This window comes from Streptomyces sp. NPDC006925 (assembly GCF_042869575.1).
GTDB lineage: Bacteria > Actinomycetota > Actinomycetes > Streptomycetales > Streptomycetaceae > Streptomyces.
The window spans coordinates 75,670-89,783 of record NZ_JBIAGB010000022.1 but is presented as its reverse complement, the minus strand read 5'-3'; the positions used below and the strand labels follow the sequence as shown (position 1 = coordinate 89,783).

14 protein-coding genes, 1 tRNA gene and 1 pseudogene are annotated in these 14,114 nt (G+C 70.7%); 8 read left to right on the top strand and 8 right to left on the bottom strand.

Annotated features, from left to right (window positions below):
* Positions 1 to 25: 25 nt before the first annotated feature.
* A complete protein-coding gene (locus tag ACFYNS_RS25020) occupies positions 26 to 1,423 on the top strand; it encodes an MFS transporter (RefSeq protein WP_388605182.1) in 1,398 nt (465 codons plus the stop codon).
* A complete protein-coding gene (locus tag ACFYNS_RS25015; protein WP_388605180.1) occupies positions 1,420 to 2,697 on the top strand; it encodes an FAD-dependent monooxygenase in 1,278 nt (425 codons plus the stop codon). The genes ACFYNS_RS25020 and ACFYNS_RS25015 overlap by 4 nt, the downstream gene beginning before the upstream one ends.
* A gap of 278 nt (positions 2,698 to 2,975) precedes the next feature.
* Here ACFYNS_RS25015 and ACFYNS_RS25010 read toward each other — a convergent pair whose 3' ends face one another.
* The gene (locus ACFYNS_RS25010) at positions 2,976 to 3,965 is read right to left on the bottom strand and encodes a helix-turn-helix domain-containing protein (protein WP_388605178.1); all 990 of its coding nucleotides are present in this window, start codon (positions 3,963 to 3,965) and stop codon (positions 2,976 to 2,978) included.
* Between the two features lie 169 nt (positions 3,966 to 4,134).
* Here ACFYNS_RS25010 and ACFYNS_RS25005 point away from each other — a divergent pair, with 169 nt between their 5' ends.
* Positions 4,135 to 5,436: an APC family permease gene (locus tag ACFYNS_RS25005; protein WP_388605176.1), complete on the top strand. Its 1,302-nt coding sequence runs from the start codon at positions 4,135 to 4,137 to the stop codon at positions 5,434 to 5,436.
* 276 nt (positions 5,437 to 5,712) lie between these two features.
* On the opposite strand, the gene ACFYNS_RS25000 is transcribed toward ACFYNS_RS25005, so the two are convergent.
* Together ACFYNS_RS25000 and ACFYNS_RS24995 are read right to left on the bottom strand one after the other, a co-directional pair.
* Positions 5,713 to 6,249 carry a hypothetical protein gene (locus ACFYNS_RS25000; RefSeq protein ID WP_388605174.1) on the bottom strand — a complete coding sequence of 179 codons (537 nt, stop codon included), beginning with the start codon at positions 6,247 to 6,249 and terminating at the stop codon, positions 5,713 to 5,715.
* On the bottom strand, positions 6,243 to 6,470 hold the full coding sequence (locus ACFYNS_RS24995; protein WP_360296210.1) for a hypothetical protein: 228 nt from the start codon (positions 6,468 to 6,470) through the stop codon (positions 6,243 to 6,245). The genes ACFYNS_RS25000 and ACFYNS_RS24995 overlap by 7 nt, the downstream gene beginning before the upstream one ends.
* A 796-nt stretch (positions 6,471 to 7,266) precedes the next feature.
* Here ACFYNS_RS24995 and ACFYNS_RS24990 point away from each other — a divergent pair.
* From ACFYNS_RS24990 to ACFYNS_RS24975, 4 genes and pseudogenes are all read left to right on the top strand, one after another.
* Positions 7,267 to 8,142 (top strand): helix-turn-helix domain-containing protein, encoded by an 876-nt coding sequence (locus tag ACFYNS_RS24990; RefSeq protein WP_388605172.1) that lies wholly within the window; start codon positions 7,267 to 7,269, stop codon positions 8,140 to 8,142.
* Positions 8,139 to 8,375: a DUF397 domain-containing protein gene (locus ACFYNS_RS24985; RefSeq protein WP_388605171.1), complete on the top strand. Its 237-nt coding sequence runs from the start codon at positions 8,139 to 8,141 to the stop codon at positions 8,373 to 8,375. Before ACFYNS_RS24990 ends, ACFYNS_RS24985 begins: the two co-directional genes overlap by 4 nt.
* A 115-nt stretch (positions 8,376 to 8,490) precedes the next feature.
* Positions 8,491 to 8,754 (top strand): annotated as a pseudogene (locus tag ACFYNS_RS24980) (site-specific integrase); the annotation flags it as partial.
* A gap of 94 nt (positions 8,755 to 8,848) precedes the next feature.
* Complete coding sequence (locus ACFYNS_RS24975; protein ID WP_388605169.1) at positions 8,849 to 9,448, top strand: hypothetical protein; 600 nt, start codon at positions 8,849 to 8,851, stop codon at positions 9,446 to 9,448.
* A 75-nt stretch (positions 9,449 to 9,523) separates the two neighbouring features.
* Here ACFYNS_RS24975 and ACFYNS_RS24970 read toward each other — a convergent pair.
* The 3 genes from ACFYNS_RS24970 to ACFYNS_RS24960 form a co-directional block, all read right to left on the bottom strand.
* Positions 9,524 to 9,610, bottom strand: a tRNA-Ser gene (locus tag ACFYNS_RS24970).
* Positions 9,611 to 9,620: 10 nt separating this feature from the next.
* Positions 9,621 to 10,259 carry a tRNA adenosine(34) deaminase TadA gene (gene tadA, locus ACFYNS_RS24965; RefSeq protein ID WP_388605166.1) on the bottom strand — a complete coding sequence of 213 codons (639 nt, stop codon included), beginning with the start codon at positions 10,257 to 10,259 and terminating at the stop codon, positions 9,621 to 9,623.
* A 31-nt stretch (positions 10,260 to 10,290) separates the two neighbouring features.
* Positions 10,291 to 10,842 carry a hypothetical protein gene (locus ACFYNS_RS24960; RefSeq protein WP_360296216.1) on the bottom strand — a complete coding sequence of 184 codons (552 nt, stop codon included), beginning with the start codon at positions 10,840 to 10,842 and terminating at the stop codon, positions 10,291 to 10,293.
* 850 nt (positions 10,843 to 11,692) lie between these two features.
* Between ACFYNS_RS24960 and upp the strand changes: the two genes are divergently transcribed.
* The gene (upp, locus tag ACFYNS_RS24955) at positions 11,693 to 12,325 is read left to right on the top strand and encodes a uracil phosphoribosyltransferase (protein ID WP_360296219.1); all 633 of its coding nucleotides are present in this window, start codon (positions 11,693 to 11,695) and stop codon (positions 12,323 to 12,325) included.
* A 260-nt stretch (positions 12,326 to 12,585) separates the two neighbouring features.
* Here the strand turns inward: upp and ACFYNS_RS24950 are convergent, their stop codons facing one another.
* Together ACFYNS_RS24950 and ACFYNS_RS24945 are read right to left on the bottom strand one after the other, a co-directional pair.
* The gene (locus tag ACFYNS_RS24950) at positions 12,586 to 13,305 is read right to left on the bottom strand and encodes a LytR C-terminal domain-containing protein (RefSeq protein WP_360296222.1); all 720 of its coding nucleotides are present in this window, start codon (positions 13,303 to 13,305) and stop codon (positions 12,586 to 12,588) included.
* 239 nt (positions 13,306 to 13,544) lie between these two features.
* Complete coding sequence (locus tag ACFYNS_RS24945) at positions 13,545 to 13,841, bottom strand: type II toxin-antitoxin system VapB family antitoxin (RefSeq protein ID WP_003999914.1); 297 nt, start codon at positions 13,839 to 13,841, stop codon at positions 13,545 to 13,547.
* Between the last annotated feature and the right edge of the window lie 273 nt (positions 13,842 to 14,114).

The following is a 14,114-nucleotide window of genomic DNA, read 5'->3' as shown; positions in this document are numbered from 1 at the left end:
GTCCGGAACCGACGAAAGGACGTCCATGACCACATCCACGGCTCCCCCGATCCGCATCGGCAAGTCCGCTGTCGCAGCCCTCGGCCTGCTGGCAGTCGCCTCCGGCGCCCTGGAGTCGGTGGTGACACCGACGCTTCCGCTCCTGCAGCGCGAGCTGGACATGAGCCCCGCCGAGGGGGCGTTACTCGGCATCATGCTGCTCATCACGGGCGCGCTCGTCACACCGGTCGCAGGCAAGTTCGGCGACCGGTACGGCGGGAAACGGGTCCTGGTCCGGCTGATGGCGGTGGTCGGCGTCGGGGGACTGGTGTCGTCGCTGGCGCCGAACCTGCCGGTGCTGCTGCTCGGCCAACTGCTGCAAGGAGCGATGGTCGGCGCGCTGCCGCTGTCGTTCATCCTGGTGCGCTCACACCTCCCCGAGGGCGAGTCGAAGGTGGCCATCGGGGTGGTGAGCGGGCTGTTCGTGGCGGGCGGGATGGCGGGGACGCTGCCGGCCGGGCCCGTGGCGGAAGGGCTGTCCCGACACTGGATGTTCGCACTGCCGACGCTCGCGGTCATCGGGGCGACCGTGCTGGTGAACCGGCTGATGCCGCAGGATCCGCCGGTTCAGTCGGACGGGACGGGAATCGACTGGCCCGGCCTGGCCCTGCTGAGCGGGACGCTGATCACGCTCATGCTCGTACTCCAACTGGCGCCCGAGGCCGGCTCGCAGCCCCTCGCACTGGGGGCGCTCGTCGTGGTGCTGGCCGCCTTCGTGGCCGGATGGATCACCGCCGAGCGCCGAGCCGCCTCGCCCCTGGTGGACCTGCGCATGCTGGCGTGGCCCGCGGTGTGGAAGTCGTGTGTGCTGACGTTCCTGATCTGCGTCGGCACCTCGGGGGCGCTCTACCTCGTCCCGCAGCTCTTCGACGTGCCCACCGACGCGTACGGGTTCGGGGCCGGCGCCACCGAGATCGGCTTCTTCCTGCTGCCCGGCACCGTGGCCGCGTCGGTGGCCGGGCCGCTCGGCGGGATGGGGGCACGGCGGTTCGGCTCGCGTGCCGTGGTCACCGCCGGGATCGTCCTCATGGCCGGCTCGCTGCTCGTGCTGGCAGCCGTGCACACCGAGATCTGGCACCTCGTCGTCGCCAAGACGGCGATCGCGCTCGGCAGCGGCCTCTGCGTCACGGCGATGGTGACCAGCACCGCCACCTCCGTCGAGCACGGCGACACCGGCATCGCCACCAGCCTGGTCCTGGTCACCCGCGTGCTCGGCTACGCCGTGGGGATGCAGGCCTGCGGCGCGATCCTCACCGCCGGAACCCCCTCCGGCTCGGATGTCCCGGCCGAGTCGGCCTTCGTCACCGGCTTCGTCCTCGCCGGCGCCGTCACGGCGCTGTCCCTCCTCGTCGCCCGCACCATGAGCAAGGGAGTCACCGAATGACCCGCACCGACCTGCCGAGCGGCATCACCCGTACGGGAGCTGCCCCATCGCGCCGCACCGCCCTGATATCCGGCGCGAGCATCGCGGGGCCCGCCCTCGCCTACTGGCTCAACCGCGGTGGATTCGCGGTCACGGTCGTCGAGAAGGCGAGCGCGCCGCGCGGCGGCGGCTACCCGATCGACGTGCGGGGAACCGCGCTCGAAGTCGTCCGGCGGATGGGAATCCTGCCGCGGCTGCGGGACGCGCACATCGACCTGCGTCGGCTGGCCTTCCTCGACGGGGACGGCGGCGAAGTGGCGGCGATCCACCCGCACACCGTCACCGGCGGTGTCGAGGGACGCGATCTGGAGGTGCCACGCGGGGACTTGGTCGGCGCCCTCCATTCGGCGGTCCGCGACGACGTGGAGTTCGTGTTCGACGACTCCGTCGACACCCTCGACCAGTCCGACCACGGCGTCGACGTCACCTTCCGCGGCGGCGACACACGTACGTTCGACCTGGTCTTCGGTGCCGACGGGCTGCACTCCCGCACCCGCGAGTTCCTCTTCGGCCCCGAGGAGCAGTTCCACCGCTACCTCGGCTACTGCTTCGCCGGGTTCACCATGCGCAACCCCCTCGGGCTCTCCCGCGAGGCTCTGATCTGGAACACCCCGGGCCGGGCCGCGGTCCTGTACGCGGTCGGGGACGGCTCTGCCGAGGAAGGCGCCGCCGACGGCGACGGGGTGCACGCCTTCCTGAACTTCGCCCACCCGGAACCGCCGTTCGAGGCGTTCCGGAACCCGCGGGCCCAACGCGACCTGGTCGCAGAGGTCTTCTCCGACGCGGGCTGGGAGGTCCCGAGCATGCTCGCCGCCCTGCACGACGCGGACGACCTCTTCTTCGACGCGGTCAGCCAGATCCGCCTGCCCCGCTGGACCAGCGGCAGGGTCGCGCTGGTGGGCGACGCGGCGTACGCGCCCTCGTTCCTCACCGGACAGGGCACCAGCCTCGCGCTCGTCGGCGCGTACATGCTCGCCGCCGCCCTGGCCGACCGGGACCACACCGCGGGCTTCGCCGCATACGAGCAGCACACCCGCGAGTTCGTCACCGCCAACCAGGACCTGGTCGGCGAGGGCGACGCCGTGCTCTTCCCGACCACCGCCCAGGCCCTGGCCCGGCGCAACGACATGCTGCGCAACCTCGACACCCTGCCCCCCGCGGAGGGCCGACCGGCCCACTCGGCCCTCACCGTGCCCGCCTTCCCCTCCCCCGGGCCTCGAACGGCCTCGGGCTGAGGCACGAAGCGCAGCATGCCGTAGCCGCCCTCGGCACCCGCAGGCCGGCGGAGAGGCGGCGCGGGACCAGGGCACCGGGACCACCGGGGCACCGGGGCACCGGGAGCACGCGATCACGCCGGAGCCCTTGACGGGCATCAGCGCGGACGTCGCGCGGGAATCCGCCTTCAGGGCCCGGACACGGCCTCACCCGGCGAGGTGCGCCCGCAGTGCACGGATCGGCCCGTCCGGGTCCGGCTGACCAGGCCGGAGCCGGTCCTTCGAGGCAGTCAGGGGGTTCACGCGGTGGTGCCCGTGCCGCCGTGGGCTCTTGCCTCGAAGGCATGCCGGTAGCTCTGGGGGGAGATGCCGAGCTGCCGGGTCATGTGCCGCCGGAGGTTCGCCGCGCTTCCGAGACCGCTGTGAGCGGCCACCTGGTCGACGGGCAGGGCGGTGGTCTCCAGCAGGTGCTGTGCGTGCCGGAGGCGCTCCTGCTGGAGCCAGCGCAGGGGCGGCAACCCCAGGGCTTCGTCGAAGCGCCGGGCCAGGGTGCGGCGGCTGAGATGGGCCTGCCGGGCGAGGTCGTCGAGGGTGAGGGGTTCGTCCAGCCGGGCTCGGGCCCACTCCAGGAGGGGTGCCAAGTGGCTGCCTGCGGGGCCGACGGCCGGCAACTCGACGTACTGCGCCTGGCCGCCCTCCCGGTGCGGGGGCGTGACCAGCCGCCGGGCCAGTGCGTTGGCGACCGCGGCCCCGTGGTCGCGGCGGACCAGTTCCAGACACAGGTCGATGCCGGCCGCCGTGCCCGCGGACGTGAAGATGCCGCCGTCCTCGGCGTAGAGGACCTTCGGGTCGACGCGCACTCCGGGATGGCGCCGGGCCAGCTCGTCGGCGTGCATCCAGTGCGTCGCGGCCTGCCGGCCCTCCAGGAGCCCGGCGGCGGCCAGCGCGAAAGCTCCGGTACAGATTCCCGCGACCCTGGCCCCTGCCCGGTGAGCGGCCCGAAGGCCCTCCACCAGCGCCACGGGCGGGTCCTCCCGGACGCTCGCGCAACTGGGCACCACGACGGTGTCGGCGCGGACCAGATCGGACATGTCCCCGGTCTCCTGTGCGGTGAACCCGCAGGCGACCCGGGTGTTCGGCTCGGCGGCGCAGACCTGCAGCTCGTACCAGGGATCGACCAGGTCGGGCCGGTCGATCCCGAAGACCTCGCAGGGCACCGCCAGTTCGAAGAGGGGCGCTCCCGCGGTGACGGCGACCGCCACGCGATGAGCGGCAAAATGCGCGCGCATGGTGGCAACCCTGCCACTGGCGGGGTGGCACCACCACACCGATGCTGGGCAGCGCGACCGAGCGTCCACGATCACTTCCCGCGCATTCCGGGACGCAGGGCGCGCCGACCGACGCACAGAGAACGCGCCGACCGACACACACCGGCCGACACAGAGAAGAGGAACGCGTGTGACGTCCACCGAGCGAGCGCCCTCGGGGAGCGAGGAGACCGGCGAGCCGTCCCTGCGACGCAGCATCGGGCTCGGGCAGGCCATCGCGCTGTACGTCGGCGCGGTCCTGGGCGCGGGCGTGCTGGTATTGCCAGGTCAGGCCGCCTCGACGGCCGGCCCGGCGTCGTTGCTGGCCTGGATCTTCATGGGACTGCTCGGCCTGCCCCTGGCGATGACGTTCGCTGCCCTGGCCACAAAACATCCCGGGGCGGGCGGCGTCGCCACCTTCGCCACGCGGGCCTTCGGCCCGACGGCGGGCGGTCTGGCCGGCTGGTTCTACTTCGCAGCCGGCTCCATCGGCCAGACCGTCGTCCCGCTGACCGGCGGCTACTACGTCGCGGCGGCGCTGCAGATCGACCAGGACCACTCGTTCGTGATCGCCGCCGGCATCCTCGCCGTGGCGACCGCTGCCAATCTGATGGGGTTGCGGATCAGCGGCCGGGTCCAGCTCCTCCTGGCGGCGGGGGTCGCGTTGCTGCTCCTGACGGCGAGCGTGACCGCGCTTCCCCGGATGACCACCGACCACCTCACGCCGTTCGCGCCCCACGGCCTGTCCGGAATCGCCCAGGCGGCCCTCACCCTCTTCTTCGCCTTCGCCGGCTGGGAGGCGATCGCGCACCTGGCGGGCGAGTTCCGCGATGTGCGCCGCGATCTGCGCCGCGCCACGTTCATCACGGTCGTGATCGTCATCGTCCTCTACCTCGGTATCGCCTTCGGAGTGGTGGCCACCGGAACCTACGGCGATCCGGAACTCGACCGGATCGCGGTCGGCCGGGTGCTCGGGACGAGCGTCGGCTTCAGCACCGCGGCCACGACCGGGGTGGTCGCGACCGTCATCAGCCTCGGGACGACCAACGCCTTCATCGCTTCCGTCTCCCGACTGGGATACGCGCTGGGCAAGGAGGGCTGGCTCCCTGCCCCGTTGGGCAAGCTGACCACGCGCGGAATACCCACCCGTGGCGTGTGGGCGGTCAGCGCCATCGGCGCCGCCGGTCTCCTCCTCGGCTACCTCAACCACTGGGGGACCGAGGACATCGTCAACATCCCGGCAGTACTCGTCCTGGTCACGTACCTCGTCGGCACCGCGGCGGGCATCCGGCTGCTGTCCGGCCGCGGGCGCGCCCTCGCGCTGACCGCCTTCGCCCTCACCGTGCTGGTCACGCCATTCGTCGCCTCCTACGCACTCGTCCCGGTGGTCGTCGCCGCCGTGGCCCTGACCTACCGATGGACGAGAACCCGGACGCGGCCCGGTGCGGCGTGAAGCGACTCGGCGAGTCCGCTCGGAGCGGTCATCGAGAGGGTGACGACGGAGTGGCGAACCGTGGCCCGGAAGCCGGTGCGGCTCCGCCGGTGCGGCTCCGCCGGTGCGGCTCCGCCCTGTTGAGGAGTCCGAGGCCGACGGCCAGAGGGGAGCTACGGTCGAACGCGCTCAACGGGTTGACACAGCAGGGCCGGACCCGCACCCGGATCCGGCCCCCCGATCATCCTGCTCAGAAGCGGTAGCGGTGGGATTTGAACCCACGGAGGAGTTGCCGCCTCACTCGCTTTCGCAGTCTGTTCTTGCTGGTCGGGGGCGGTGCTGGGCTGGTGCCGGTCGGTGATGGACGAGCCCGGACGGGGAGGAATGAGACGGAGCCTGAGACGGAGCCTGAGACGGAGAGGACTGGCATCGATGCAGCTCCGCCGATGGGTTCGGCGGGGAGAAGGGGCCGCTGCCGTCGTCATCGTCGCGCTCTCGGGCGCCACACGTGATCTCTGCGTGCTCGCAGCCTGGCAGCCTCGCGCCCCTGCTGTCGGCGACGCGCAGGCAGTTGCTCAAGGCGGCGGTGGCCACCCTGAGGGCGTCCGTCCGCTCGTTGTCCTCGTCCTCTGCCGTGTCGATGACCTGCACAGCACGGGTCAAGGCATCGTGGCCGTGCTCCAACTGGTTCTCTTCGACCGCGTCGGCGTACATGGCCATCGTGGAGTCAGCGTTGCCGTTGAGGTAGCAGGGCTTCCCGCTGTCCGTGGTCCATGGCAGAAGCCGGAGTTCGGGTGCGGGCATGGGGGTCTTGGTTCGGTCGTAGATCAACATTCTGGGCCCTCCCAGCCCGCTACGGTGCGCAGGACGACCAGGGTCGTTCCCGCCGTGATGGTCAGGGTGTCGCCCGTCCTGAACGTGATGAGCTTCGCTCCGCCGGTGAGATGGCGGATATCGCTCACGGCCATCGACTGACCACCCACCTGGATGACGTCTCCTCGGCGGACCGATCCACTGCCGACCTCGATGGCGACCTGTCGCTCACTGCGTGCCATCCCCTGCCCTCTCCTTCGGCGGGGAGCTCTGCTGTGGCCGGTGGCACGGGCAGTCGCAGGGTTCGTAGAAGACGCCCGCAGCCGCCTTCGGCTGCTGCGCGAGGTCGGCGTGGCGGCATTCCTGGTGCAGCCCGACGTGACAGACAGGGGATCGGTAGCTCATACCTGGCCACCGCCCGGATATGCCATGCCGGCGCGAGGACAGATGAGGAGCGCGCGGCGAGGCGCGTCGTTCCGCCCCGTACGCGCTTCATGGGCCAGGAAGTACGGGCGAACGAGTGCGCTCGGCGGCTCGTCCACGCGCATGGTCGGCCTATCGACTGGTGGCAAATCGAGGCCCTTACGGGTGGTCGCCGGCTGAGTTGCCCGGTGACGTCCCGACGAGGGAAGTAACGCGCGCATCAGCGTCGCGAAGAACCATTCGATACGGTGCATCTGCCGCAACCTCCAGACAGGTTGAGGCCACGCCCCCGGGCCGCGTCGCGTGCGGTTGCGGGGGTCCTTTGTGGCCGGTGGTCGAAGTCGTCAGCACGTGATCACTGGTTCAGAGGCCGTCCGGTGCCGCGAGACATCTCTCAGGCGCTGGGTGCCAACTACCGGGTGAGCGTGCTGGATGAGTGCCATCACTGTGACGCGTCACCCGGTGCATGGACAATGGAATCTGCACTGAATCACCCACTGCACGAAAAATGGCACATGCCAGAGCAGACACATCGACTGGTGCGGCGAACGATTGCCGTGCCATGCTGCGCATACCGCCGCAGAACAGGGGCAGTTGAGCCGGAAGGGCAGGCAGATGGCGGCACAGCACAGGCCAACAGCGCGCCGGATCGCACTGGGGCATGAACTGCGCGAGCTACGGAAGCGGGCAGGGCTCAGCCTCGCGGAGGCCGTGCATGGACTCTCGTTCAGTGACACGAAGCTCCAACGAGTCGAGACCGGACTACAGGACCTCCGCAGCGCAGGTGACCTGCGCAAACTGCTGATCCGCTACGGCGTCACGGACGAAGACGAGATGGACAGGCTGGTCGCGACCCAGCGCGAGGCGTCAAGCCGGGAGTGGTGGACGCCGGTTGCGACGGACCTGAGCGCCGGAATGCCTCGCTTTCTGGGCGTTGAATCAGCGGCACGGGAGATCCGTGCCTATCACCCGAGCATCATCACCGGCCTGTTGCAGACCGAGGCATACGCCCGCGCACGCCATGAGAGCGCCAAGCCCATAGACGAGATCACCAGCGAATTCATCGATCAGAGCGTACGGATCAGGATGAAGCGAAAGGAGGCCCTCACCAGGGACGAGGAGCCACTGAGACTGTGGGCTGTCCTCTACGAACCGTCCCTGCGCCACATCGTCGGTGACATCGACCTGATGCGGGAGCAGTACGACGAGATCGCCAAGCTGGCAGCGCTGGACAACGTAACTGTGCAGGTGCTCCCGCAGACGATGCGCGGGCACCTCTTCGAGCACAACTTCAGCATCGCGATCCTCGGCGACACGATGCCGACGACGATCCAGGTAGACACGGCGTTCGGCAACGCCTCATCCATCTCCGACAAGCGCCGGGAAGTCGGCCGGTTCTCACGACAGTTCGAGGCCCTTTCGAGGTCGGCCCTGCCTCCCGAGGACACCCCCAAATTCCTGCACCAGCTATCCCGGGAGATCACAGCATGAGTCCGAATGCCAACCCTCTGACGTCTCTGAACATCGCCGAGGCGGATTGGTTCAAGTCCTCGTACAGCGGCACCGGCAACAACTGCGTAGAGGTCGCGGACCTGACTGCGAGGTCCCCTGCTGGAATTGCGGTGCGCGATTCCAAAGCATCCAGAGGACCGGCTCTCTTGGTAGTGCCGGACACCTGGTCATCCTTCGTTTCTGCGATCAAGGGCGGTGGACTTTCCGCCTGATCCAGCACGCAGCGCCCTTTAAGTAGCGGCCCTCGCCGCCAGACGGGGGCTGCTCTCGCAGCGTGGCAAAGAGCAGGCTTGCCCGTTGATCGTGGAACCGGCCATGTGTGGTCGAGATGCGAAGGTTCGAGACGGCCGCCTGCATGACGCCCGCCATACTGCCGCGACAGTCCCGCTGATCCTCGGCGTACCGGAGCGAGCCGTCATGGGCTTCATGGGCTGGTCCTCGACCTCCATGCCCGCCCGGTATCAGCACATGGTCGACACGGTGCGTACCAGCATCGCCGAACAAGTCGACGGGCTCATTTGGGAGCAGAGGTCAGAGGGACCGGACGACGACGCTGACGGTGCGGGATTCTCGCACCGATCGGCTGAGTAGGTGAGGCACATGGGCCGCAGGTAGCTGCGGCCCATGTGCTGTGTCTTTTCGGATCCCTTGGCAGCGCGACGGCTGGTCCCGAGATGCTGTTTCCATGGACCAGGGGATAGCGGCGGCCTTGGCGGGCATCGCAGGGCTGATCGGGGCGGGGATCGGTGGCATCACGGCGGCTCGCGGAGCGCGTATCGGTGCAGAGACGGCGGCTAGAGCCACCAGTCTGCAAGTGCGTGATCAGGCAACGGTCGATCATGAGCACTGGCTCCGTGGCCAGAGGCTGGAGGCATACAAGGAGTTGCTGGAGGCGTACGACGAGTACGCCATAGCGGCCTCGAACGTCGGAAGGATCTTCGACTTTGAGATCACCGACTCCGGCAGTGAGCACGGCAGGGCGTTCGGGCAGTCAGTCACAGCCTTTAGGCGAGCATATTTCCGGGTTCGTCTAGTGGGGCCAGAGGAGATCGCTGAGCGGGCTTTCCAGCTTCGTTCGCGCATCGAAGATCACAACAGCTGTATCAGCGAGCTGGGGGACGCTCTCTTGGGCCGAACCGACTGCTCAGTGGCTGCCTTGCGTGAGACGGAAGAAGAGCTTCGGCTCGGTCTCGCTGACCTACACAGCGGCTTCAGGGAAGAGGCAGCCCGCGTCCTCGTTCAACCGTCTGCGGTCACTCATGAGGACTTGCGGCACGCCAACTGAGACCCAAACTGAGACCCCCACGACGAAGGGCCGGACCCCGCGCGGGGTCCGGCCCTCCATTCATCCTGCTCACAGCGGTAGCGGTGGGATTTGAACCCACGGAGGAGTTGCCCCCTCACTCGCTTTCGAGGCGAGCTCCTTCGGCCGCTCGGACACGCTACCGAGAGGAACTCTAGCCCACCGAGGGCCCGGGGTCGAAATCGGTATCCGGGGTGGTGCCCTGCGCCGTGGGGGGTGGGGGGTCGGTGGGGCGGAAGAAGCTGGTGAGGAGGGTGGCGCACTCGGTCGCGAGGACACCGTTGATGACCTCGGGGCGGTGGTTGAGGCGGCGGTCGCGCAGGGCGTCCCACAGGGAGCCCGCGGCGCCGGCCTTCGCGTCGGGGGCGCCGTAGACGACGCGGTCGACACGGGAGAGCACGGCCGCGCCCGCGCACATCGTGCACGGCTCCAGGGTGACGACGAGGGTGCAGCCGGTCAGTCGCCAGTCGTTGCCGCCGCGGGTCCGGGCGGCGGCGCGGAGGGCGAGCAGCTCGGCGTGGGCCGTGGGGTCCCCGTCCGCCTCGCGGGCGTTGTGGCCCCGGCCCAGTACGGTGCCGTCCGGCCCGAGCACGACGGCGCCGACCGGCACGTCCCCGGTCCCGGGTGCCCGTGCCGCTTCCGTGAGCGCCAGCCGCATGGGCGCGCGCCAGGGATCGCGTACGGGGTCGCCGGGGGCGGCCCCCGGCCCGGAGGCGGTGTCCGGGCCGGGAGAGGGGGACGCGGCGGTCGGCCGGTCGCCGTGTGCGGGGGTCGCGGGGGTCGCGGGGGTCATGGTGCCAGTGTGGCGCCTGCTGTGCTCTGGCTCAGCGGACGGCCTCCAGTACGTCCGTGCAGCCGAGCGCGTCGGCGACCTCGCTCAGTGCGTCCTCGGGGGAGAGGGTGAGCAGCACCTTCTCCTCCATGCCGAGGTCGCTGAGGAGGTCCGCGGCGCCCAGCGGACCCGCCGGGGCGCTCTCCGCGTCGGCTGCCGCGGCGCGTTCGGCCGTCCCGTCGTCGTCCTCGCTGCCTTCCGGCTCGCCGTCCTCCGTGCCGTCCAGGTCCACGAGTTGGTCGAGGGCCGACGGATCCTCCGGTTGGCGGCCGAGCAGCTCGTCCGACAGCAGTATCTCGCCGTACGAGCTGCGCATCGCCGCCGCGGCGTCCGAGACGAACACCCGCGGATCGTCCTCGCCGTCCACGCGGACGACGCCGAACCACATGCCGTCCTGCTCGATGCAGACCAGCACCGTCTCGTCGTCTGTCGTGGCCTCGCGGGCCAGGTCGGCCAGGTCGGCCAGGGTCTCCACATCGTCCAGCTCTGTGTCGCTCGCTTCCCACCCGTCTGCGGTGCGCGCGAGCAGCGCGGCGAAATACACCGTGACTCTCCCACTGATTCAAGATGTGCCCGAGTGCTGACGGGACCGTGCCCCGCCCCATCGGAATCGTGGCAGAAACCTGCGCTGTGCGAAGGGTCTTCGGCAGTGCGTCGTCGTGCTGTTTGCCCGACTGTTGCCCAAACGTTTACCCGGCGCTCGCCTGCATCGACCCAGTGTGACAACCCGCCACTCAGGGCGGTTCGCGCGGTCGGGTCGCGGGGGTGCCGCGTGGCGGGGGCCTGTCGATGGCCGCCTCGCCGGGGGCCGGTCCCTCGCCCGTGGAGGGACTCGGCAGCGGAGGGCCTCACCAGCGGAAGGTACGCATCCGCAGTGCCTGCCGGCGCCGGCGTACCGCTCGCGACCGGCGGGGATGGACGCGTTCGCGCAGTTCTTTCGCCTCGTTCAGCTCGCGGAGGAAGTGTGCGCGGCGGCGCAGTCGCTCGGCGTCCGCGTCGCGGTCTCCCTCCGTCCGGAATTCCGACGGCGTACGAGGGTCCCCGCGGCGGTCGGGTTCCGTGCGGGCGCTCGATCCCGGGTGGGGCCGGGAGGTCCCGCCCGGACGTCGGCGCGCTCGCTGCCCGGGCTCACGTGGCTCTGACATATGCACCTCCGGTGTAGGGCCACCTTCCCCGGTCCGCCGGGCGTATGCCAGTGCGCCCCGGCGCATCCGGCCACTGCGCGTACCGCGTCGGGGCCGGTGCGACCCCCGCACGGTCGGGCGAGCGCGCGGGGGTTGGACACGCGCCGGCCGGGCGCGCCGGGCGCCGTGTCACCGGGCGCCGGGCGCCGGTCCGGGTAAGTCCGGGTACCGGAGGGATCCGTCGCGCGGGGCCTCGGATACTGTCGAAGCATGCGGACCCACGTCGTCGACCACCCCTTGGTCGCGCACAAGCTCACCACCCTGCGCGACGCGCGCACCGACTCACCGACCTTCCGCCGCCTCGCGGACGAGTTGGTGACGCTGCTGGCGTACGAGGCCACCCGCGACGTGCGCGTCGAGCAGGTCGGGATCACCACGCCGGTGACCGACACCACCGGCGTGCAGCTGTCCCGGCCCCGACCGCTGGTGGTGCCGATCATCCGCGCCGGGCTCGGCATGCTGGAAGGCATGGTCCGGCTGCTGCCGACGGCCGAGGTCGGTTTCCTCGGGATGATCCGCGACGAGGAGACGCTCCAGGCGTCGACCTACGCGAACCGGATGCCCGACGACCTGTCCGGGCGGCAGGTCTACGTCCTCGACCCGATGCTGGCCACCGGCGGCACACTCGTCGCCGCGATCCAGGAGCTGATCCGGCGCGGCGCCGACGACGTGACCGCGCTGTGCCTGCTGGCCGCCCCCGAGGGGGTCGCCGTCATGGAGCGGGACCTGGCCGGTACGCCGGTGACCGTCGTGACGGCCTCGGTCGACGAGCGCCTCAACGAGCAGGGCTTCATCGTCCCGGGGCTGGGCGACGCCGGCGACCGGATGTACGGCACCGTCTGACCGGTCCGTCCGGCCGGCCGACAGCGGACCCGGATTCCCGGCTGTGCCCCCCCGCCGGGTCGCCGCCGGTGGCCCCGGCCCTTCGGGTGTCGTCCCGACTCCGATGGTGGCCTCGGCTGCCCGACTCCGATGGTGGCCTCGGCTGGTCGGATGTGGCCTGGGCTGATCGGTTTCCCGGCTCGGGCATCGGCTGACCGGTCGGGGCCCGGCTGCCCTAGGGGGCCACAGTGGCCCGGTACGGCGGGGCCGTAGGGCGGGGCTCAGCAGGCCGAGGGGGAGGCTCCCGGCTTTCCGGGCTCTCCCGGGCCCGCTGCGGGGCCGGCCAGTTCGGCCAGGGCCGCGGTGGCGGCCTTCTTCTTCGCCAGGTCCTCGAAGCCGTTGCCGAGGATCAGGTCCACGTCCTTGCCGTCCCGCTCGTCGTACCGGGTCTCGGTGTGTGCGAGCTGGGTGCCCAGGACGTGCATGCGGTCGGAGGTCGACGCGCCGGGGGCCCCGACGAGGAAGGCGGCCTTCTTGATCTTCTTGTCGAACTCCGCCGGGGCGTTGCCGATCCTGCCGATCTTGAAGCCGCGCTTCTTCAGTTCGTCGGCTGTGTCCTTGGCCAGCCCGCTGCGCGAGGTGGCGTTGAGGACGTTCACGGTGATGTCACCGGGTTCGGGGAGGTCGTCGCCTCCTGCGGCCTTCTTGCCCTCCGGCTCGCCCTCCGCGGCCTTCCTGCCGCTGGTGCGGGCCTCCGCGGCGGGGGCGGCCGAGGCGCATTTCGCCCGCTTGCCCGGGCGGTCGGCCGCCTTGGCCGGTCCGCTGCCGGTGAAGATGCCGATGATCTGGAGCGCGCCCCATCCCAGTACCGCCGCGGCCAGTACCGAAGCCAGCGAGGCGGCGACGATCCGCCCCCACCTGCGCGGTCTGCGCATCCGCGGGTAGCGGTCACCCTTGATGCGGTACTTCCCGCCCAGGCCCGGGGGAGTGAGCATGCTCATGTGCGCAGGGTAGTAGCCGGATGCAGTACTGCCTACTAGATGATCAAAGGCTTCTCGCCGCGCCCGCGACGCGTACCCGAACGGAGGAACGCGAGGAGTCTCCGGTTGCCGGATCGAGAGCGTGACCGAGCGGGGTTCGGGCGGGGTTCGGGCGCGGCTCGTGGGCGGCCGATCCGGCGCCTGCGGTCAGCGGCTTGGCAGCCGACGGCGCGGCGGTCGGCTCGGTCGAGGAGCCGTGATCAGTCCAGTTCGAGGACGCGTGCGTGCAGCACCTGGCGCTGCTGGAGCGCCGCGCGCACCGCGCGGTGCAGTCCGTCCTCCAGATACAGGTCGCCCTGCCACTTCACGACGTGGGCGAACAGATCGCCGTAGAACGTCGAATCCTCCGCGAGCAGCGTCTCCAGGTCGAGCTGGCCCTTGGTGGTGACGAGCTGGTCAAGGCGCACCGGGCGCGGGGCCACATCCGCCCACTGACGGGTGCTCTCCCGGCCATGGTCGGGGTACGGCCGCCCGTTTCCGATTCGCTTGAAGATCACACGGAAAGCCTACCGGGCCACCGGTACCGGGCGCAGCCCTGTGCCGGTGGTGCAATCCGGGTGATTCGCCGGTAAAGCGGAGAGAAAGTGGGCAGACCGTGGGCAGACGGTGGAGAGCGTGTGGCGGATCCGCCGGACGCAAGGCGGGGAGTGCGGGGGGGGGGGGGGGGGGGGGGGGGGGGGGGGGGGGGGGCGGGGCGGGGGGCCGGCGGGGGGGCGCCCGCCCGCGGCCCCGGGGCCGCGCGGGGGCGGCGCGCCGCGCCCGGCGCCCGC

Coding starts and splice junctions, on each gene's coding strand:
- ACFYNS_RS25020 (WP_388605182.1), top strand. CDS start 26: ATGACCACATCCACGGCTCCCCCGATCCGCATCGGCAAGTCCGCTGTC.
- ACFYNS_RS25015 (WP_388605180.1), top strand. CDS start 1,420: ATGACCCGCACCGACCTGCCGAGCGGCATCACCCGTACGGGAGCTGCC.
- ACFYNS_RS25010 (WP_388605178.1), bottom strand. CDS start 3,965: ATGCGCGCGCATTTTGCCGCTCATCGCGTGGCGGTCGCCGTCACCGCG.
- ACFYNS_RS25000 (WP_388605174.1), bottom strand. CDS start 6,249: ATGTTGATCTACGACCGAACCAAGACCCCCATGCCCGCACCCGAACTC.
- ACFYNS_RS24995 (WP_360296210.1), bottom strand. CDS start 6,470: ATGGCACGCAGTGAGCGACAGGTCGCCATCGAGGTCGGCAGTGGATCG.
- ACFYNS_RS24990 (WP_388605172.1), top strand. CDS start 7,267: ATGGCGGCACAGCACAGGCCAACAGCGCGCCGGATCGCACTGGGGCAT.
- ACFYNS_RS24985 (WP_388605171.1), top strand. CDS start 8,139: ATGAGTCCGAATGCCAACCCTCTGACGTCTCTGAACATCGCCGAGGCG.
- ACFYNS_RS24975 (WP_388605169.1), top strand. CDS start 8,849: ATGGACCAGGGGATAGCGGCGGCCTTGGCGGGCATCGCAGGGCTGATC.
- tadA (WP_388605166.1), bottom strand. CDS start 10,259: ATGACCCCCGCGACCCCCGCGACCCCCGCACACGGCGACCGGCCGACC.
- upp (WP_360296219.1), top strand. CDS start 11,693: ATGCGGACCCACGTCGTCGACCACCCCTTGGTCGCGCACAAGCTCACC.
- ACFYNS_RS24950 (WP_360296222.1), bottom strand. CDS start 13,305: ATGAGCATGCTCACTCCCCCGGGCCTGGGCGGGAAGTACCGCATCAAG.